Genomic DNA, 20,002 nt, shown 5'->3' with positions numbered 1-20,002 from the left:
TTGGGTGTGATAAGGCATGTATTTAAGCCGAACTGCAAGTTAGCTGATGAGGCCCAAAAGCCTTAACTTGCTTACACTAATAGCGGCGAGTCACAGCAAATAGCTGCTTCAGTGTCGAGGTGAAATTTAAAGTAAGTTATTGCCTCAAATATTGAGTGATGATTGCTGGATAACAGTAATATTTTTAACAGAGGGTATATAAGAGGTGAATCTGAATACAACAACAGACGCTAAAAAAGCGCATGGATTATAAGGGGATAAATATTTAATCTGATTGGTATGACTTGTTTTTAATGAATAATTCTGATTATACTGCTGCCATCTTGTCGGAGTGCCATTAAGGCTGAGACCGTTAATTCGGGATCCGTTGAACCTGATCAGGCTAAAACCTGCGTAGGTAACAAGCATAATAATCTTTAGCGATTATTCATGCGTAAAACTGAAGTGGTTTTACCATACTCACTTCGTTTTACCCGTGTTTCCTCCTTTCGATTATTGACAGTAACTTGAGTCTCACAGTGCTTTTAAACCTGTTATTCATATTGCTGGCTCTCAACACATTTTCCTCCAGACAAGCAACTTTCTCTCATTTAATTCGAGGTTGCTCATGTCAAATCGTCGCCAAACCCGTGCTAGCGCACAAGCTTTTATCGATACCTTAAAACCGTTACAACATCCTAATTCTGAGAAAATTTACCTCTCTGGCAGTCGTGCTGATCTTCGGGTGGGGATGCGTCAAATATTGCAAACCGATACCTTAATTGGTGGCGATGATCACAATCCAATTATGGAAGCTAATCCTCCGATTAAAGTGTATGACTGTGCTGGCGCTTATTCTGATCCTCAGGCAAACATTAATGTTCGTGAAGGGCTAGCAAAGTTAAGACAAAGCTGGATTGAAGAACGTCATGATACCGAGCAGCTCGATAGTGCAAGCTCGCATTTTACCCAGCAAAGATTAGCCGATGATGGTTTAGACCATTTACGTTTTGATGCATTGGTACCACCACGCCGTGCCAAAGTGGGTAAGCGGGTAACCCAAATGCATTATGCTCGTCAGGGTATTATTACCCCAGAAATGGAATACATTGCCATTCGTGAAAACATGGCAAGACAAGACATTGCCGACACAGTGTTAACCCAAAAAGCACAAGGCGAGGCGTTTGGCGCAGAAATTGGCGCATTAATCACCCCAGAGTTTGTGCGTAGCGAAGTGGCAAGAGGCCGAGCAATCATCCCGCTTAACATCAATCATCCTGAATCAGAACCTATGATTATCGGGCGTAATTTTTTAGTTAAAGTGAACGCCAATATTGGTAATTCAGCAGTAACATCTTCAATCGAAGAAGAAGTGGAAAAGCTGGTTTGGTCGACTCGTTGGGGCGCTGATACCGTGATGGATTTATCGACTGGGCGCTATATTCATGAAACCCGTGAATGGATCATTCGCAATTCACCCGTGCCTATTGGCACAGTACCGATTTATCAAGCACTAGAGAAAGTGAATGGCGTGGCTGAAGATCTCACCTGGGAAGTCTTTAGGGATACCTTAATTGAACAAGCCGAGCAGGGCGTTGATTACTTTACCATTCATGCTGGAGTGTTATTACGTTATGTGCCGATGACGGCAAAACGCTTAACTGGCATTGTGTCCCGTGGTGGTTCAATAATGGCAAAGTGGTGTTTAAGTCACCATAAAGAAAGTTTTTTATATGAGCACTTTCGCGAAATTTGCGAGCTGTGTGCGGCGTATGATGTGTCATTGTCTTTGGGCGATGGTATGCGTCCAGGCTCGATTGCTGATGCCAATGATGAGGCACAATTTGCAGAACTTGAAACCTTAGGTGAACTGGTGAAGATTGCCTGGGAATATGATGTACAAACCATCATAGAAGGTCCAGGGCATGTACCAATGCAGCTCATTAAAGTGAATATGGAAAAACAATTAGCCCATTGTGATGAAGCGCCATTTTATACCTTAGGCCCTCAAACCACAGATATCGCACCGGGTTATGACCATTTTACTTCTGGTATTGGCGCCGCCATGATGGCTTGGTATGGCGTAGCGATGTTGTGTTATGTCACCCCAAAAGAGCATTTAGGCTTACCCAATAAAGAAGATGTAAAACAAGGACTCATTACCTACAAAATTGCCGCCCATGCCGCCGATGTGGCTAAAGGGCATCCGGGAGCGCAGGTAAGAGACAACGCATTATCAAAAGCGCGATTTGAATTCCGTTGGGAAGACCAATACAACCTTGGCCTTGACCCTGAAACCGCCAGAGCCTTTCACGATGAGTCATTACCGCAAGAGTCCGCTAAGGTTGCGCATTTTTGCTCTATGTGTGGGCCTAAATTTTGCTCGATGAAAATTACTCAGGATGTGCGTGAATATGCCGCGAATCTTGAAAAACAAGCCGAGCAAAAAGTAGAGGTGATTTCACCTGCTGATTATCAGTCTTACCAAACAAGCGGCAGTAAAGTTGATGAAATTGCTCAGCAGATGGCGCAAAAATCAGTTGAGTTTAAAGCAACAGGCTCATCGCTTTATCATCAAAAAACGCTGGTTGAGGTTGTGGAATAATGTCTGCCACGGATATGTTGTTGCCGTTATCTGCGGCTGAAACGCCCAGTCGCCAGCAAAAATCAGTGAATAAAATCGTCTGGTCGATAGCGGGATCTGATAGTGGCGGCGGTGCTGGTATTCAGGCTGATTTAGCCACTATTCAAGATTTAAATTGCCATGCATGTACGGTGATCACTACGCTGACGGCGCAAAATTCGGTCAATGTTAATTTGGTCGAGGCGGTATCTGAGGCAATGTTATTTGCGCAACTGGATAGCCTGTTGTCAGATATGCCACCAGATGCAATTAAAATTGGCTTAATTGCTAATCAGCAGCAAGTGAACCAATTGGCACAATGGTTATCAGCCTCTATTGTGAAGGCTAATCGATACGTCCCGATTATTTTAGATCCTGTGATGGTGGCCAGTAGTGGCAATTTGTTAAATCAGCATGTAGTTGATTTTTCACCATTACGTGGTGTCGTCAGTGTGATCACTCCAAATCAGTCAGAGCTGATTGCTCTGGCGCGCGCTTTTAAAAGTGATGCACGCAATCAAGCTTCCAGCCAAGCAGGCAATCATGCTGAAGTGAACCATCAAGCTGACCCACAGATAAACATCAAAGATGAGTTTACCTCGATAACGCCTGCCATTACGTCATCCAATGAGGCGTTAACTCTGGCAAATATGGTGTTTATGGCGCAGCAAGTCAGTCGCTATTTGGGTTGTCATGTTGTTGCCAAGGGCGGCGATGCAGCATGGCAAGCTGATAGGGCGATGGATGTGTATGTTTGTCAGCACGTTGAGGGGGGCAGCGCTGAACATAACGACAGTGTTTTTGTGCTCAGCAGTCAGCGAGTCGACACGGCTAACAATCATGGCAGTGGCTGCACTTTATCCAGTGCAATGGCTTGTTTTTTGGCACAAGACTTTGTGTTACATGATGCGGTAGTGCTAGCAAAAGCCTATGTCACTAGCGGACTAAAACAAAGCATTAAAGTCGCTAGCGGTCCAGGCTATTTAGCCAGAACGGGTTGGCCAACATCGCTTGAGTTAATGCCGCATATTGTACCGTTAATAGTAAGGGATAGCGCGAATAGGTTACTTAATGATGCCAGTTTTGAGCAGCAAATTAGCCAGTCGATGCGGCAAAAAAAGCAATATCAATTTAGCAAACTGTCCACGCCTCTTGAGGTTTATCCGGTGGTGGCAAACATTTCAATGTTGGAGATGTTGTTAGGCGCTGGTTGTAAAACCTTACAGTTGCGGCTTAAGCCAGAGATCAGTTGTTGCGATAAAGGCATCGCCTTTGAAGATGAGCAGCAAAAAGCCCAATGGATTGAGCAGCAAGTGTTTAACGCCATTCAATTAAGCCGAAAATTTAATGCACAGTTATTTATAAATGATCATTGGCAGTTAGCCCTAAAATACGGCGCATTTGGTGTTCATTTAGGCCAAGAAGATGCCTTGTCAGCTGATTTAGCCGCTTTAGCGGAAAATAACATCGCACTGGGGTTATCCAGCCACAGCTATTTTGAAATATTACTCGCCACTCAAGTTAATCCATCTTATATCGCACTGGGTCATATTTTTGCCACCACCACAAAAAACATGCCCTCTACACCTCAAGGGTTAACTAAATTAGCTAAATATACTTCGTTATTGAAACATCATTTTCCAACGGTAGCCATTGGCGGTATTGATAGCCAAAACCTCAAGGATATTGCCGTCACTGGGGTGGATGATGTGGCTGTGGTCAGGGCGATAACTCAGGCGCGCGAACCTGTTGAGGCATATAAGTCATTAAATAAGCAATGGCAAACGCTCAAAAGCTTATCCGTTATCGCTGATTCAAAGGGATTAAATAACAGCACTACTAGTACTGAACCCTATCAGGAGGCATTGTGAAAATGAGTTTGAACGATCATCAATACATACTCTATTCCAAACAAATGTTATTGGCTGATGTTTCTGAGCAAGGGCAACTAACCTTGATGAAAGCTGAAGTGACAGTGGTAGGCGTGGGCGGGCTTGGACAGCTGGTGGCACAATATCTGGCTGCATCTGGCGTGGGCCATGTACATCTGATTGATGACGATAAGGTTGCGTTATCCAATTTGCCAAGACAGTTATTGTTTAGCGCAAATGATATCGAGGTTAATAAAGCGCAAGTTGCCGCCAAGAAGCTACAACAGCGTAATCCCGACAGCCAGGTGTCAGCCCACCCAACACGGTTAACCTCGGACAATTATCAGACGCTATTCAATACGATATCGCCACAAGTGATATTTGATTGCAGTGATAATTTTGCAACGCGCCAGTTAATTAATCGCATTGCGGTTGAGCGACACCTGCCGTTGTTCAGCGCAGCTATTTCAGGCGATCAGGGCCAATGGTTTGCCTACTTACCTGAGTCTGTTTTGACAAAAAATCCGGCATTAAACACAAAGCCACATGGATGTTACCACTGTGTATTTCCAGCTGACAGTTTGCTCAGTCAAAACTGCAGCCAAATGGGGGTGTTAGGACCTGCGGTAGGGATCATGGCATCAATGCAGGCATTAGCTGGCATGAACCACATTATTGGCAGACAAGTTGAATTTGGTGTACTGCATCGATTTGATGCTAAGCGGTTGTCATGGTCAAAAGCGACGATGGCCATTGATAAACACTGTTGCGTTTGTCGCTAATTTATTCACTAGCAGATAGCAGATAGCAAAGCATAAGGGATTTAAGTGATAGAAATATACATTAATGGTGAGCGGCACAAGCTTACAGCCAATATCACTTTGGTAGAGATACTCGCGCTAAAGCAAGTCGCAGAACAAAGTGTTGCTGTGGTGGTTAATCAAGTCATTATACCGCGCAGCGAATGGCCACATTACCAGTGTCAGATTGGTGATCAGGTAGAATTTTTTTCTGCAGTAGCAGGAGGGTAATGATGTTAACGATAGCCGATCACCAATTTGAATCTCGTTTATTTACGGGAACAGGTAAATTTGCCAATTCGACAACCATGCTTGCGGCAATTGAAGCGTCAGGTTCACAATTGGTGACTTTAGCCATGAAGCGCATCGATTTTAAGATGGGCTTAGATGATTTACTCAGTCCATTGCAATCGCGTGGCGTTAAACTGTTACCTAATACCGCTGGGGCAAGAAATGCCAAAGAAGCCATATTTGCCGCTGAGTTGGCTTATGAAATGCTTGGCACAAAATGGCTAAAACTAGAAATTCATCCCGATCCCAAATATCTACTGCCCGATCCTATTGAGACCCTCAATGCAGCCAAAGTGCTGTGTGAAAAGGGTTTTATTGTATTGCCTTATATTCATGCTGACCCAGTGCTATGCAGAAGATTAGAAGAGGTAGGGTGCGCTGCGGTGATGCCTCTTGGCAGTCCAATTGGCAGTAATCAGGGGCTTGCCACTGAAGCGTTTTTAAAAATTATCATCGAGCAGTCATCCGTTCCCGTGATTGTTGACGCAGGTATTGGCGCGCCTTCACAAGCGTGTCGAGCGATGGAAATGGGCGCTGACGCAGTGCTGGTCAATACTGCCATAGCCAGCAGTGCCAATCCTATTTTAATGGCTCACTGTTTTCAGCAAGCAGTAGAAAGTGGTCGTAAAGCTTACAAGGCAGGCTTAGGCGTGGTAAGCCAAAATGCGAATAATACAAGCCCTCTAACTGGTTTTTTAGCCACTCGCAAGGTGTCGTAATGAGTTTTTCAGTGCGTTTTAGTCAGTTGAATCTTGATGATTTATCAATGAAGCTATACGCCTCAACAGCAGCTGATGTTGAGCGGGCACTACAGCATCCCAGTGGCAATTTAAATAGTTTGCTGGCATTGTTATCACCCGCAGCACAGCCGTATATTGAACAAATGGCTCAGGCGGCTGCACAATTAACTCGCCAGCGTTTTGGTGCTAATTTAGGATTGTATCTACCGCTATATCTATCCAATTTATGCGCTAATGAATGTGATTATTGTGGTTTTAGCATGAGTAATAAAATCAAGCGCAAAACCCTTAATGATGCAGAAATACTGGCAGAAGTCGAAATCATAAAATCGCGAGGTTTTGATTCGATTTTATTGGTTTCTGGTGAACATGAGACAAAAGTGGGGATAGAGTATTTTGCCCATGTGCTACCACTCATTAAGCAGCATTTTAGTTATGTCGCGATGGAGGTACAGCCGTTAAAAGCGGACGAGTATCAACGTCTGGTTGCATTGGGATTAGATGCCGTGATGGTCTATCAAGAAACCTATCGCGCACAAACTTATGCAAAGCATCACACTCGTGGAAAAAAACAAGATTTTACCCACCGTTTAGATACTCCTGACCGAGTGGCTAAGGCTGGCGTTGATAAAATCGGTTTAGGCGTGCTGCTTGGGTTAGATGATTGGCGATTAGATGCACTGCTAATGGGTTATCATCTGGATTATCTTGAGCGGCACTATTGGCGAACGCGTTATAGTATTTCACTGCCAAGGCTTCGGCCATGTACAGGTGGTATTGAGCCTAAAGTGCTGTTAACCGATACCGGTTTAGTGCAAATGATTTGTGCTTTTAGATTGTTCAATCAACAACTTGATATCAGCCTTTCAACCCGTGAAACGCCAGAGTTAAGGGATAATTTACTGCCACTTGGGGTTACACAATTAAGCGCGGGCAGCTCCACTCAGCCAGGAGGCTACCAGCAACCTGACAGTCAGTTAGATCAATTTGAAATAAGCGATGAACGTTCAGTAGATGACGTTATAGTCGCCATGAAAACCCGCGGCTTTAATCCAGTATTTAAAGATTGGGAAAAAGCGTGGGGAGTAAATAACGTCAATGGTTAAATACTGTACATTTAAGCCTGCATGAGCGATACTGTTCAGCAGGCTCACCTGTTTATTTAAGGACGTTTTATGCAAATTCAATCCGCGTATTCATCGGGTGTTCAAGGTTTACAAAGTGCGCAACAAGGTCTTGCTCAAGCCACTACGGCAGTTGCTGCGCCAGATCCAAAACCAACAGCACCTCCAGCTCAACAAGACACGGTCACATTAAGTAGTCGTGCTGTTGATCAGTCTGATAAAACGAGTGCATTGGTGTCTGCTGTTGAGTCCCAACAGCAGGGCGAAGCCTCAGTTAAAGTGATAGAAGCTGCCACTGAAACAGTGGGTAGCATTATCAATATTGAGGCATAATAACTAACTAGGTGTTGACTGACCAATCAAGTCTGCAGCCAAACTTAGCTTATTAGTGATGAAAAATGGATATTCGTCAATCAAGCTTAACCATGAATTCTTTACAACCTGCTGCGACTCAATCAAAGCAGGTTTTGTCGTTATCCGCGAATACCCATTCAGTCAATTCAAGCTCTGCTAAACCTGCGTCGATTAATGCCGCTGCGATAAATCATCAGCAATCTGTTAATCCTGGTTTAAGTGCAACCACTGCAGCGATCACTAAATCAGCTGTACTTTCTAGCCCAAATGTAAACTTAACCTCTACAACGGTTGCTGCTATTTCTAAGGTTACGCCAGCGGCAACGACGTCGGTGTCAACATCCTCATCGTCAAATATCTCGCAAAGCAATAGTTTTAACTTACGCACTGGAGCAAGCCAAATTGGTGGTTTTAATCCTGGACAAATAGCTAATCTATCTGGCGCTAGAGCGGGCACATCGCCATCATTAACCGCGTTAACCGAAGCAAGTTTTACCCCAACAAGCACCAATAACGCTATTAATTCAGAACCGAATTCATTATCTGATACCACAGCCGTCGCCAATCCTTTTCAATCAGGGTCACCCTCATTGGATGATGCAAATGATGCAGCCGTAGAAGAGAGGGTTAATCCATTTGAGGATACAAGCTTGGCTGATGATGCGACTCAGCAAGATGAATTATCGCCAGCTATTCAAGAGGTTACTAAAGAAGCTGAACCAGAAAAACAACAAGTTGTTCAACCTCAATTTAGCCAAATAAATCAACAGTCCGATGCAGAAAAAGCCGCTGAACAAGCTGAAAAGCAAGTAAAGGCGCAGCAACAAAAAGCCATTCAAGCTGAACAACAAATTATTAATGAGCTGTCCAAGCGTGACACTGAAGTTAAAACCCACGAACAAGCCCATAAAGCCATCGGCGGGATGTTTGCTCAAAGCCCATCTTTTTCTTATGAGAAAGGGCCAGATGGTAAGCGTTATGCGGTTGATGGAGAAGTACAAATTGATGTGGGTGTGATAAAAGGCGATCCACAAGCAACCTTTAATAAAATGCAAAAAGTTTACGCCGCAGCAATGGCGCCGAATCAGCCATCAAGTGCTGATATTCGTGTTGCGGCAGAGGCTGTGCAAAAAATGAATCAAGCCAAGGCTGAAATGGCCGAACAAAGACAGGAAAAAATTGTTCCCGCTGAAGACATTCAGTATATCAATGAATTGGCTAATATTTATAAACAGGCAAACGTTGAACAAAATGGATTTCAGGAGTCACAATTAACCCCGTTCACATTACCTGATGATAATGCTTCGAAACCAAAAGTGACGCTTGCTGCCAAAAATGAGGGCGCTGAACTGTCTAATCCAGCAAGTCGATTTATCGAAAAAATGAATGAATCGGTCGATACCCAATCACCGCAGATGCCATCGGCAACCTTAGCTTACTTCAAAAATCAACAGCCTGAGCCCACCAACAACTTATCCACTTTAGCCTTTTCGGTTTAAACCGCCACAGCTTCAATATCATGTTGAAGTAAAATCAAACTTTCCAATAGCTTACAGGCTGGGCCCTGTCTGTCACGATTAGGAATGATGATGTTTAAGGTGATCCTGCGTTGGTAACTGCCATGCAATTTGAGTTTGTGTAACTTTCCTTGCTTTAAATCGTCTTCAACTAGAAAATTGGGGATCCAACAAAAACCAATGTTTCTGCTTAAAATGACCTTGGCTTCATGAAAATTCGACACGGTAATCCGCTGCTCAGCTTTTAACCAGCCTATATCATTCATTGAGTTAGACCCTGTGTCTTTGATGACTATCTGTAAATACTGAGCCAGTTGTTTTTCATCTTCAATCACCCCAAATTGCGCTAAGGGGTGATCAGGATGGCAAACTAAATCAAAATCACATTCACCTAAAGGCTGGGCTAAATGTCCGCGTGGTGGTGTGGCGCAAATAGCAATATTAACCATCTGTTGATTAATTAAATCATGGGTGCCTGAAATAACGGAATCAAGCACTGTCACTCGTGTACCACGGCTTAGCGGAATAAAAGCTTCTAGTGCATCGACTAACTTTTCAGTTGGGTAAATAATTTCTTTGGCAATGGTTAAGCTTGGCTCCCAACCTTGGCCTAAGTTTGTTGCTAACTGCTCTAGCTCATCTACCGATTGAGTGAGGTGGCGTGAGCGACGCAGCAATACTTCACCTTGCTCTGTTAGATAGGCTTTGCGACCTTTTACTTCTAATAACTGAATACCTAATTGATGCTGCAATTTGGCAACAGCATGATTAAGTGATGATTGGCTTTTATTGAGTTGTTCAGCCGCCTGAGCATAACCACCATGATCAACCACAGCTTGTAAAATACGCCATTGCTCTAAGGTTGATTTTGCACGATTCATATAAAAGCCTTTAACTTGGATGTTCGGGTAGTCGAATAGATTTAACCAGCATTCAGATAGTAGCATTTTGTAGCACAAAGCAAAGCGGATAGGGCGCTTTTAAATCTGTTGTCAGTATGGCAACACTTGAGACTGAATACTGGTGCCTGGGTCGAATCATTGCAGGTAAACCATGGCATTTACTCACCGACATGCGCAAGAATGTCAATATAAGCTCGGCCGTCCGTCCATGGGGCGGACGACTCGCAAACACTCATGGAGCATATGGCTAAGCTGATGGTTTAAGGAAATAAGCTGATATTGAGTGTTTCAATCCTCAGATTTGAATGTAATAGCTAGGTTTTTATAAACTTTACTCTGACCCGATGACCCTTTTTTCTATCAAATTTAACCTTTTTGATACTCCGTTCGCAGCCATCTCAATGAGTGTTCTCATTTATGATGCTTTCCGGGACTGCATAGGAGTAGTATGGAAATAATGGTGCTATGTTATTGATTAACTATGGGTGACAACTTTTTTAACCGCCAATAGCTCAGCCATGGTGAGCGTTTCACAATACAAAACGCCCGATGAGGTTCATCAGGCGTTTTAGGAGGGAATAAGTGTCAACTTATTTCAGGATTAAACATTGATAAACCCTGAACGGTATGCACTATATTGAGTGTTCTATACTGCCAGCTTCGTTAAACTAGCACTTTCAGCTCATATCTTCTGAGGAAAGTGCATGTCTGCGAGACCTGATTTGTTTAGCTTAAACTAGAATCGATAACCAAAGTTAAGCGTATATGAATCACGGGTTTCACCTTTACTATAAAGAGCGGTTATGTTGTAGTTCTTACCGATTTGCTTATTAAAACCAATAAGATATGCCCACTGATTTAATTCAACGCCGACATCATAAGTAAAATCTTGATCAAGTCCATCAATTTTACCTAAATTACCCGACATGGTAGCATCGAGGCCTTGATATTCTGCACCCAAAAATAATTGCGCACGATAATCAACAAATTGATAACCAAGCATAGGCTGAACGGTAATGATACCATCGCCCCAATCTTGTCCACTTAATTTAGTGGCAGCGTATGTGGTATTCACCGAGGCAAAAAACTCCCGGTAACCTACAGACAAGGTTGTACCGACACCAACTACGTCATAATCGAGATCCAATGGCACATCAAACTCTGCTGGTGCACAAATAGGCAAGCCGGCTTTTTCAGCTATGCCACAAACTAAGTCAGCTTTGAATTCACCCCACCGTTCAACGAACACATTACGAATATTACCTGTGTAATCGGCATTGACAACTGCATCTACCTTAATTTTGCCGTAGAGCGCATAGACATTCCAAAATGGTAAAATGTTAACATCTGCTCTGAGGGTAGCACTCTCAGCGGTTACTGAGCCCGAAGTTGTCTTTGGATCAAAAAACTCATCAAGATTGATCCCCATAATGTTAAAAGACGTGAAAGGCACATCCATATCCTGTTTGCGCATTGCTATCGAGAAACCATATGGCAGCGGGACATCAATACCTTGGCGACGGACTAAGTCAGCCATTAACGGGAGAGGTCTATTTAAATCGACCTTTTCTTCGTGAATACGTGGGTCAGATACTTGAGCTAATAAATCTGCATCAATGACTTCAACAGTATTTTTTTTATCGTACAGCGCAATGGTTTTGGTTGTTGTTGTGACAGTGATAGGTTTGCTTTTTTTTCTACCGATGATTTTCTCAACTTTTTCTTTTACATAATGATTGCCGTTATCTAAATAACCAAAGTCGGTAGTCTGACTATAATCGGAAACGATAATGTCATTTAATTCAAAAGATTGATTATTAGAAATGACCATTTTAATTGCTTTGCCATCTTTTGCTGTTAAGGCAACTTTCATAAAACGGAAATAGGCAATGTTTTGTGGCAGTTGATATTTGGAGTAATTGAAACGGATCTCAACTTCGCCATTAGCTTTTTCAGCCACTTTTAACGTTGATCTATCTAAGCTTTCTGCATATTGACGGAGTAAATATTCAGATTTTGTTAAATCTTCAATTCGAGCGATAACGTCTTCATCTTGATCAAGTTTAGCTGGGTCGTATTTTATTCTTAGATCAATATTATTTTTTTCATCGACGCTTTGAACTAAAAATATTTCAGATGATTTTATTTCACCATCATATTCGGTTACCCTAATAGCATGTTCCACAAGATTTTCACCTTGTATCATAGAATTCATAGCAATCTTAGGTATCTCGGGAGATAGTCCGTACCGTTCAAATACATTCACATCCTTTTCAACGCTTTTAAATAGTAGCGGCTCACTCTCTTCAGCTATCGCTCCATTACATAAAAGCAAACTAGCGAGTGTTATACCTAAGATTTTGTTCATTTTATTAACACCCCACATAAAAATGATTAATTTATCGTCTGAATAAAACATATTTTAAAATTTTTACTAAAAAAATATCTTAAAAAGTATTCTAGCAAAAAAAACACAACATTAAGGTAACTGATTTTCAACATTTTTAAGTGATGCAAGTACAAAAGTTTAAACTAATTTGTCTGAATCCTTCTGTTTAAGAGTGTAGGTTGAAAGTGGCTACACAATTGGAGTTACATATTGGTGTTTTCATGCGAAAAAAATTCAAAATAAATAGGACAGACAATGAATAGAACACCCAAAGTTTATGGCACATAAATAGATCTTCGACTTTACTTTGGTTAAGCATTAAACAAGCAGGTTTTTATGCCGCACCCTCGTCGAACTCAAATTAGCCTTGAAGACACACCTTACTACCATTGTTGTAGCCGCGTTGTACGTAGGGCTTTCTTGTGCGGCAATGATGCGCTTTCAGGTAAAAATTATGACCATCGCCGTAGTTGGATTGAAACACGACTCTTTCAACTTGAGCGTGTTTTTGTTATTGATATAGCCGCTTTGCGGTGATGTCGAATCATCTGCATGTGGTGTTGCTTATCGATGTAAAAAGTGTAAATCGCTGGACAGACCGAGAAATAGCTGAGCTGTGGCATAAGTTGTTTTAACGGAGACGACTTAACGCGAAAATTCGTCAAAGGTGCGCTAGTTGAACCTCACGAAGTGGTCAGGTTAAGGCATGCGATAGCGATTTACCGAAGTCGGTTATGTGACATAAGTTGATTCATGCGCTGTTTAAATGACCCCATGGCTCGGCAAGCCAATCAAGAAGATAACTGTACGGGTCGCTTCTGGGAAGGGCGCTTTAAATCCCAAGCCTTGCTCGATGAAGCCGCAGTATTAGCCTGTATGGCTTATGTTGATTTGAACTCAATTAGAGCCAAAATGGGTGGCAACCTTTTTGGCTTCAATGAAGCGAGCATACATCATACATAATAGTGTCGAGTGCTAAAGTTGGTTATATCGGTATATTGAGTAATGGCTAACGCATCGATCCATTAGACATCTGTCGATAAACATCAGCCATTACCTTTTAATCAACCAATTTAACGCTCAACTTCCCGTTTAACGTTTTAATATAAACGGCATGATAAACAGTAATAAACCGACTATCACAAACGGTATGCTAAGCATTTGGCCAACACTCATACTCCAGTCTTGTGCAAACTCGGCTTGTCTCACTTTAACAAACTCAATCAAATAACGTGAACCATAAACCAGCGCTAAAAACAGTCCTAATAATGCGCCTTGCTTTTGCTTAATATTGGTAAAACGATAAAGCAGCCACATACCAATAAATAACCCGAGATAAGTGAATGCCTCATATAACTGCGCCGGATGGCGGGGCACCAAATCAATACGCTCGAAAATAATTGCCCACGGTTTATCTGTTGGAATACCGATAATTTCAGAATTAGCGAAGTTTGCCATTCTAACAAAGAAGCAAAAAATACCCGTGGCGATAGCAATACGATCCATCAAAAATAAAAACGGTATTTGGGCTTTACGTTTATAAAAGTACATGGCCAATATCATGCCGATGGTACCACCATGGCTGGCCAAACCGCCTTTCCAAATAGCCAATATCATCAGAGGGTTAGATAAATAGTATTCTGGTTCATAAAAAAACACATGACCCAAGCGCGCCCCGACAACAATACCAATAACACTATAAATCAATAAATCATCAAGCGATTCACCGTCTAGTCCTTCAAGCGCATACATTCGCTTCATTACCATAAAACCAGTGGCAATGGCCGTGGCAAAAAGTAGCCCATACCAATGTATTGTAAGGCCCATAAAAGACAGCAGCACGGGATCTAAGTTCCACACAAAATGTTCCACAACGGGTACTCCATATAAAATTATCTAAGCAAATTAATTATCTGTTAATAAGCGCAGTATGACCCTGTTAATTGTCTCATTTCAAGGAGATATTCGCCTTTAAGCTAAACATTTATCATTAGCGCTATTCCCCTCCTATTTAGTGGTTTTATGCCATCATGGTTTATCACTTACAATCAAACGACTATCTGTTAGTGCCGTTCAATGATGCAGTTGAAACAAACAAGATACATCCCAAATATGACACTTATTTAGCATTCAGTTAGTCTTATGCGACAGTAGGGTGAGAGGAATTTTTATTTTGGCAGCCTAAAACAATCACTATATGGGCTTACAGCTAGAGTCCGTTGATACTGATTTACACCACTATAAAGCTCATCAACCCCACACACCGACTGAATAACGAACAGCATATTACGCGAAAAATTATCCAGGTTTGCGATGAAAAAATCTCCTTAAAGGCTGAAAGTGTGGGTTATCACACAAAGCTTAACTTGTTAAGTTAGAATAAAAAAACGTCCGTGATATAAGTCGCGGACGTTTAGGTATTGCTAGATTCTAGATTCTAGATTGCTGATTACTGGTAACTGCTAGTGTGTACGTTACGTACTGCGCGTCCTGAAGGGTCAATAATACCTTGTAAGCTCTCATCCCATGCCAGTGCTTCTGGAGTAGAGCAGGCGACCGACTTACCACCTGGTACGGTTTCTGCTGCACTTGCTAGAGGGTAAAACTCTTCAAAGAAACAGCGATAGAAGTACGCTTCTTTGGTTTCAGGTGTGTTGTACGGGAAACGGAATTTCGCATTAGCTAATTGCATATCATCAACGTGTTTTGCTGCATGCTCTTTTAACCCGTCAATCCATGAATAACCCACACCGTCACTGAATTGCTCTTTTTGACGCCATGTGACTTCTTTAGGTAATTTATGTTCAAATGCCTGACGAAGAATGTGTTTCTCAATTTTGCCATCTTTAGACATTTTCGCTTCTGGGTTGATACGCATAGCGACATCCATAAACTCTTTATCTAAGAAGGGCACACGGGCTTCTAATCCCCAGGCTGCCATAGCTTTGTTAGCTCGTAAACAATCAAATAAATGCAGTTTATCGAGTTTACGGACTAATTCTTCATGGAATGCTTGTGCATTTGGCGCCTTATGGAAGTATAAGTAGCCGCCAAACAGCTCATCAGCGCCTTCACCTGATAACACCATTTTAATGCCCATCGCTTTAATTTTTCGGGCCATTAAATACATAGGGGTTGCTGCGCGAATGGTGGTGACATCATAGGTTTCTAAGTGATAAATCACTTCTTTAATCGCATCTAACCCTTCTTGGAAAGTGTAAATAATTGGGTGATGTATGGTGCCAATTGCGTCAGCTACTTTTTGCGCCGCCACTAAATCCGGTGATTCGGCTAAGCCCACAGCAAAAGAGTGTAACTGTGGCCACCATGCGCCAGTTTCACCATCGTTTTCAATACGATGTTTAGCATAAGTTTGGGTAATCGCTGACACGATTGATGAATCTAAACCACCTGATAACAACACACCATAGGGTACGTCAGACATTAATTGACGTTTAACCGCGGCTTCTAATGCGTCACGTAATTCTTCAACGCTGGCAGGGTTATCTTGTACGGCATCAAACTCCATCCAATCACGCACATAGTATTGAGTCGGTTTGCCATCGGCTGAATATAAATATTGGCCAGGTAAAAACTCTGCAACCGTTTTACAGACAGGCATAAGTGCTTTCATTTCAGAGGCAATGTAGAAGTTGCCCGCGCTATCATGGCCTGAATACAGTGGGATAATCCCCATATGATCGCGACCCACTAAATAGGTGTTTTTGGCTTTGTCATAAAGTACAAACGCAAAGATGCCGTTAAGTTTATCTAAAAAGTCACAACCGTACTCTTGGTATAAAGATAAAATCACTTCACAGTCTGAGTTGGTTTGATATTGGTATTTATCACCTAAATCAGCTTTAAGTTGCTTGTGGTTATAAATTTCACCGTTTACTGCTAACACAATGTTGCCATCTTGGCTGATAAGCGGTTGAGCACCGTGGTCAACGTCTACAATTGCAAGGCGTTCATGGGCAAGAATGGCATGTTCATCTGCATAAATACCCGACCAATCTGGTCCGCGGTGACGTAACAGTTTTGACATTTCAAGTGCCACTTGGCGAAGCTCACTTGCATCTGATTTGATATCTAAAATTGAAAATATTGAACACATAATACCGCTCCAACAACATTGTTTAATCTTTATCTGTTTTCTACTTTGCCAGCATTTTATTCACTCGCCAAGTGTTATTTTTGATAAAAACTCACTTTAATAGTGTTTTTAGCGATAATATGATTTATTTAGTTTGTTATTAATGAAGATAGTTCAGTTAAAATGGATAAAAGTTGATTTATCTTGATTTTTATTGGTGATGATAGGCAATTATTGAAGAATTGTTAGTGATGTGCTGAAGATAAATAAATCAGCTGACAGGTTTGTTTGCTGATTATTTGAACAGAAATCTATTAGATTGCGATGGCTTGTTACTATTGAGGTGAGTTTCTAGGTTAAAAAAAGACCAGAAGCTTGGCTTCTGGTCTTTGGCTTTATATCTTATTTGGGAGGAAGATAAATAGGTTACTTGGCTGGACGTAAATGATTAAACTCTGAACCGACAAAATATCCAGGCCAGTCTTGGTTGTTACCCAGTGTATGAGCTGCGTGATAATAGACGCCTAAATCTTGTAATGCGCCTGATAAATCCCAGCTTTCATGGTAATGGTCGCAAACATTGTGATAACAGCCTTTCATGGTCGCTTGCATTTGAGTTTTGTATGTCGAGGTTGCTTCATCTAAAGGCTCGTTGCCACCGCCAGCAAATACCGCTGGCACGCCATATTTGGCAAAGCTGAAGTGATCTGAGCGGAAAAAGCCACCAGATGCGGGATTACGTTCAGATTTTACTTCACGATTTTGCAATTTTGCTGCATCAGCTAGGTAGTTTTCTAATTCCGACTGACCTTTACCCACTATGGTGTAATCTTTAGTTTTGCCATACACATTGGTACTGTCTAGGTTGAAGACGGCGACGGTTTTGTCTAAAGGGTAAATCGGATTGGCGGCATAATAACGTGAACCGAGTAACCCTTGTTCTTCACCCGTGGTGGCGATAAAGGTGATTGATCTTTTCAGGCCATTGCCTTGTTTTGCTTGCACTGCAAACTGGCGGGCAATTTCCATGATACCCGCTGTACCTGAAGCATTGTCTAACGCACCGTTGTAAATTTGATCGCCTTGTTTAGTTTCATCTTTACCAATGTGATCCCAATGGGCGGTAAATAATAATTGTTCATCGGCTTGGGTTGAGCCCTTTAACGTTGCGACAACATTATAACTATCAGCGTATTGTGCTTTATTGGCGAACTGAATATTAGCTGTTTGCGCTAAATCAACGTTGACAGCTTGATCCGCGGCACGTTCCATTAAGGTTGGCAATGAGAATCCAGCTTGAGTGAATAACTGAGTCGCCGCATTTAACGTCATCCAGCCTTCAACTTGAATTCGATTTTTTGCTTCATCAGTGTTTAACACTAGATCCTGTTGAGGACCTGTCCAACTGTTTTCAACTACAGACCATGGGTATGAAGCTGGTTTGGTATCATGAATGATGATTGCACCTAATGCACCTTGACGGCTGGCTTCTTCAAACTTATAACTCCAACGGCCGTAATATGTCATCGCTAAGCCGTTAAACTTAGTGCCTTCGGGATGAGCAAAACCGGGATCATTGACAAGAATGACGGCTATTTTACCTTTCATATCAACATCATTGTAATCATTCCATTGATATTCAGGCGCATTAATGCCGTAACCAACAAACACTAGCGGTGCATTTTCAATGCTAATTTGTTCATTGGCATGACGACTGCTCAAGACGATATCTTGACGATATTGCAGTGGTAAATTGGCTAAGGTAATGCTTTGTTGCTCGCTGGGGGTATAGGTCACCATAGGGACAGCTTGTAAAAAACTGCCTTGATTGGCGCCAACTAAACCCATTTCGGTAAACTGTTTGGTTAAATAATCTAACGTGAGTTTTTCACCCTGGGTGTTAGGGGCTCTGCCTTCAAATTCATCCGACGACAATGTTTTTATATCAGTACGAAAACGCGCTTCATCAAAAGTGACATTTATTGCGGCTTGGTTTGCTTCGGTAGTTTGCTGAGTTTGTTCAATCTGGGGCGCATGCGCTGGTTTGTCGCCGTTACAGGCACTCACCATAAGAGCAATAGCGCATAATGGAAATAAATGCTTCATCAGTATTCCAATTATTATTGTTTGTTGTTTGTTACTGTTGGGTGAGCATAATGAAGCAAGCCTGCACTTGATAACAAGTGTGCAGGCTTGAAAATATGTTACCTAATGTAAATAACCCCAGTGCGCGAGACTAATTGGATATTAAACCGTCTTTACCGCGCTAATGACGTTATTGTTCAGTGACCAAATCTTACAATGGGTGGGTGGTTAGCCTTATTGCGAGTGCAAAGAACATGTTTGCCGTGACGTCTTAGGTCGCGAGATTGTGCTTATAAATTGCTGAGCTTAAATAACATCAATGTCACCGGCGCAGGCAAACACATGGTTTGGTCTAAAGGGTTCTTTATCTATGTCAGCCATTTGACTGACACCACTGGTAACCAAAATGGTTTCTAAACCCGCTTGGAATCCAGCCAAAATATCGGTGCGCATATTATCGCCAATAATAACGGTGTTTTCTGAATGCCCCTGTATGTGATTTAACGCAGAGCGGATAATCCAACTGGAGGGTTTACCGACATAAAAAGGCATTTTTCCGGTGATACGTTCAATGGGGGCGCATAATGCGCCGCAGGCTGGACTGTATCCCGGGCCATTAGTATCGGGGTTAGTGGCAATAAACCGTGCTCCACCCGCGACAAAACGCGCCGCTTTATGGATCATATCCCAATTGTACGAGCGGGTTTCGCCAACAATCACAAAGTCAGGATTGATATCAGTGATAGTAAAACCTGCATTGTAAAGCTCATGGGTGAGGGCACCTTCGCCGATAACGAAAGCTTTTGTGCCTTTTTGATGCTTCAAAAAATCTGCAGTGGCCATGGCTGAAGTGTAAAAACAGTTCTCTGGGACATTGATCCCTGCTGCGCCAAGACGATTTTGCAAATCTTTACCCGTTTGTACTGGGTAGTTGGTTAAGATAACCAGTGGGTTACCTTGTTCAAGGATACGGTGAATAAACTTATCGCTGCCTGGGATCAGTTTATTATCGTGCAGTAAAACGCCATCGATATCACAGATAATATTTTTCATGCTGCTGTATTGTCCTTTAATCATTAACTTTGCTTATCTTATATCATTGTTATGGGTGAAGTGTGTCATATGAGCGGTTTCTGAACAAAATTCAATTTCTATGCTGAAAACTTAAAAATATCAAGTGTATGAAGCATAAAACAATAAAGCCAACCTGTGAGGGTTGGCTTTATTTAAT

At 42.1% G+C, this 20,002-nt stretch carries 14 protein-coding genes, 1 pseudogene and 1 riboswitch; of the genes and pseudogenes, 9 read left to right on the top strand and 6 right to left on the bottom strand.

The window, feature by feature from the left end:
• The first annotated feature begins 317 nt into the window (after positions 1-317).
• Positions 318-417, top strand: a riboswitch (TPP riboswitch).
• Between the two features lie 190 nt (positions 418-607).
• From thiC to NE535_RS06415, 8 genes are all read left to right on the top strand, one after another.
• Complete coding sequence (thiC, locus tag NE535_RS06450) at positions 608-2,584, top strand: phosphomethylpyrimidine synthase ThiC (RefSeq protein WP_261297843.1); 1,977 nt, start codon at positions 608-610, stop codon at positions 2,582-2,584.
• Positions 2,584-4,473 carry a bifunctional hydroxymethylpyrimidine kinase/phosphomethylpyrimidine kinase gene (locus NE535_RS06445; RefSeq protein WP_342454495.1) on the top strand — a complete coding sequence of 630 codons (1,890 nt, stop codon included), beginning with the start codon at positions 2,584-2,586 and terminating at the stop codon, positions 4,471-4,473. The genes thiC and NE535_RS06445 overlap by 1 nt, the downstream gene beginning before the upstream one ends.
• A gap of 2 nt (positions 4,474-4,475) precedes the next feature.
• The gene (locus tag NE535_RS06440) at positions 4,476-5,255 is read left to right on the top strand and encodes a HesA/MoeB/ThiF family protein (RefSeq protein WP_261297953.1); all 780 of its coding nucleotides are present in this window, start codon (positions 4,476-4,478) and stop codon (positions 5,253-5,255) included.
• A gap of 45 nt (positions 5,256-5,300) precedes the next feature.
• Positions 5,301-5,504 (top strand): sulfur carrier protein ThiS, encoded by a 204-nt coding sequence (gene thiS / locus NE535_RS06435; protein WP_261297842.1) that lies wholly within the window; start codon positions 5,301-5,303, stop codon positions 5,502-5,504.
• A gap of 2 nt (positions 5,505-5,506) precedes the next feature.
• The gene (locus NE535_RS06430; protein WP_261297952.1) at positions 5,507-6,283 is read left to right on the top strand and encodes a thiazole synthase; all 777 of its coding nucleotides are present in this window, start codon (positions 5,507-5,509) and stop codon (positions 6,281-6,283) included.
• Positions 6,283-7,410: a 2-iminoacetate synthase ThiH gene (gene thiH, locus NE535_RS06425; RefSeq protein WP_261297841.1), complete on the top strand. Its 1,128-nt coding sequence runs from the start codon at positions 6,283-6,285 to the stop codon at positions 7,408-7,410. Before NE535_RS06430 ends, thiH begins: the two co-directional genes overlap by 1 nt.
• A gap of 69 nt (positions 7,411-7,479) precedes the next feature.
• Positions 7,480-7,761 carry a chemotaxis protein gene (locus NE535_RS06420; RefSeq protein ID WP_261297840.1) on the top strand — a complete coding sequence of 94 codons (282 nt, stop codon included), beginning with the start codon at positions 7,480-7,482 and terminating at the stop codon, positions 7,759-7,761.
• Between the two features lie 65 nt (positions 7,762-7,826).
• Positions 7,827-9,281, top strand: a complete 1,455-nt coding sequence (locus tag NE535_RS06415; RefSeq protein WP_261297839.1) for a putative metalloprotease CJM1_0395 family protein — start codon at positions 7,827-7,829, stop codon at positions 9,279-9,281.
• On the opposite strand, the gene NE535_RS06410 is transcribed toward NE535_RS06415, so the two are convergent.
• Together NE535_RS06410 and NE535_RS06405 are read right to left on the bottom strand one after the other, a co-directional pair.
• Positions 9,278-10,180 (bottom strand): LysR family transcriptional regulator, encoded by a 903-nt coding sequence (locus NE535_RS06410; protein ID WP_261297838.1) that lies wholly within the window; start codon positions 10,178-10,180, stop codon positions 9,278-9,280. The two genes, NE535_RS06415 and NE535_RS06410, sit on opposite strands and share 4 nt — an antisense overlap.
• Before the next feature lie 757 nt (positions 10,181-10,937).
• Positions 10,938-12,569 (bottom strand): porin family protein, encoded by a 1,632-nt coding sequence (locus tag NE535_RS06405; RefSeq protein ID WP_261297837.1) that lies wholly within the window; start codon positions 12,567-12,569, stop codon positions 10,938-10,940.
• 357 nt (positions 12,570-12,926) lie between these two features.
• Between NE535_RS06405 and NE535_RS06400 the strand changes: the two are divergent.
• Positions 12,927-13,505, top strand: a pseudogene (locus tag NE535_RS06400) (transposase); the annotation flags it as partial.
• A 177-nt stretch (positions 13,506-13,682) separates the two neighbouring features.
• Here NE535_RS06400 and lgt read toward each other — a convergent pair.
• From lgt to NE535_RS06380, 4 genes are all read right to left on the bottom strand, one after another.
• Positions 13,683-14,462, bottom strand: a complete 780-nt coding sequence (gene lgt, locus NE535_RS06395; RefSeq protein ID WP_261297836.1) for a prolipoprotein diacylglyceryl transferase — start codon at positions 14,460-14,462, stop codon at positions 13,683-13,685.
• Between the two features lie 577 nt (positions 14,463-15,039).
• Positions 15,040-16,707, bottom strand: a complete 1,668-nt coding sequence (gene asnB, locus NE535_RS06390; protein ID WP_261297835.1) for an asparagine synthase B — start codon at positions 16,705-16,707, stop codon at positions 15,040-15,042.
• A gap of 405 nt (positions 16,708-17,112) precedes the next feature.
• The gene (locus tag NE535_RS06385; RefSeq protein ID WP_261297834.1) at positions 17,113-18,792 is read right to left on the bottom strand and encodes a M28 family metallopeptidase; all 1,680 of its coding nucleotides are present in this window, start codon (positions 18,790-18,792) and stop codon (positions 17,113-17,115) included.
• Between the two features lie 285 nt (positions 18,793-19,077).
• A complete protein-coding gene (locus NE535_RS06380; protein WP_261297833.1) occupies positions 19,078-19,824 on the bottom strand; it encodes an HAD-IIA family hydrolase in 747 nt (248 codons plus the stop codon).
• Positions 19,825-20,002: the final 178 nt, after the last annotated feature.

Source organism: Shewanella holmiensis (assembly GCF_025370255.1).
Taxonomy (GTDB): domain Bacteria; phylum Pseudomonadota; class Gammaproteobacteria; order Enterobacterales; family Shewanellaceae; genus Shewanella; species Shewanella holmiensis.
The sequence above is the reverse complement of the archived record's forward strand: the minus strand, read 5'-3'. Positions and strand labels throughout refer to the sequence as shown.

Excerpts from the sequence above, each read along its gene's own strand:
- NE535_RS06410 (WP_261297838.1), bottom strand. The coding sequence starts at position 10,180 with ATGAATCGTGCAAAATCAACCTTAGAGCAATGGCGTATTTTACAAGCT.
- NE535_RS06420 (WP_261297840.1), top strand. The coding sequence starts at position 7,480 with ATGCAAATTCAATCCGCGTATTCATCGGGTGTTCAAGGTTTACAAAGT.
- NE535_RS06405 (WP_261297837.1), bottom strand. The coding sequence starts at position 12,569 with ATGAACAAAATCTTAGGTATAACACTCGCTAGTTTGCTTTTATGTAAT.
- NE535_RS06430 (WP_261297952.1), top strand. The coding sequence starts at position 5,507 with ATGTTAACGATAGCCGATCACCAATTTGAATCTCGTTTATTTACGGGA.
- NE535_RS06385 (WP_261297834.1), bottom strand. The coding sequence starts at position 18,792 with ATGAAGCATTTATTTCCATTATGCGCTATTGCTCTTATGGTGAGTGCC.
- NE535_RS06440 (WP_261297953.1), top strand. The coding sequence starts at position 4,476 with ATGAGTTTGAACGATCATCAATACATACTCTATTCCAAACAAATGTTA.
- asnB (WP_261297835.1), bottom strand. The coding sequence starts at position 16,707 with ATGTGTTCAATATTTTCAATTTTAGATATCAAATCAGATGCAAGTGAG.
- NE535_RS06415 (WP_261297839.1), top strand. The coding sequence starts at position 7,827 with ATGGATATTCGTCAATCAAGCTTAACCATGAATTCTTTACAACCTGCT.
- NE535_RS06380 (WP_261297833.1), bottom strand. The coding sequence starts at position 19,824 with ATGAAAAATATTATCTGTGATATCGATGGCGTTTTACTGCACGATAAT.
- NE535_RS06445 (WP_342454495.1), top strand. The coding sequence starts at position 2,584 with ATGTCTGCCACGGATATGTTGTTGCCGTTATCTGCGGCTGAAACGCCC.
- thiC (WP_261297843.1), top strand. The coding sequence starts at position 608 with ATGTCAAATCGTCGCCAAACCCGTGCTAGCGCACAAGCTTTTATCGAT.
- thiH (WP_261297841.1), top strand. The coding sequence starts at position 6,283 with ATGAGTTTTTCAGTGCGTTTTAGTCAGTTGAATCTTGATGATTTATCA.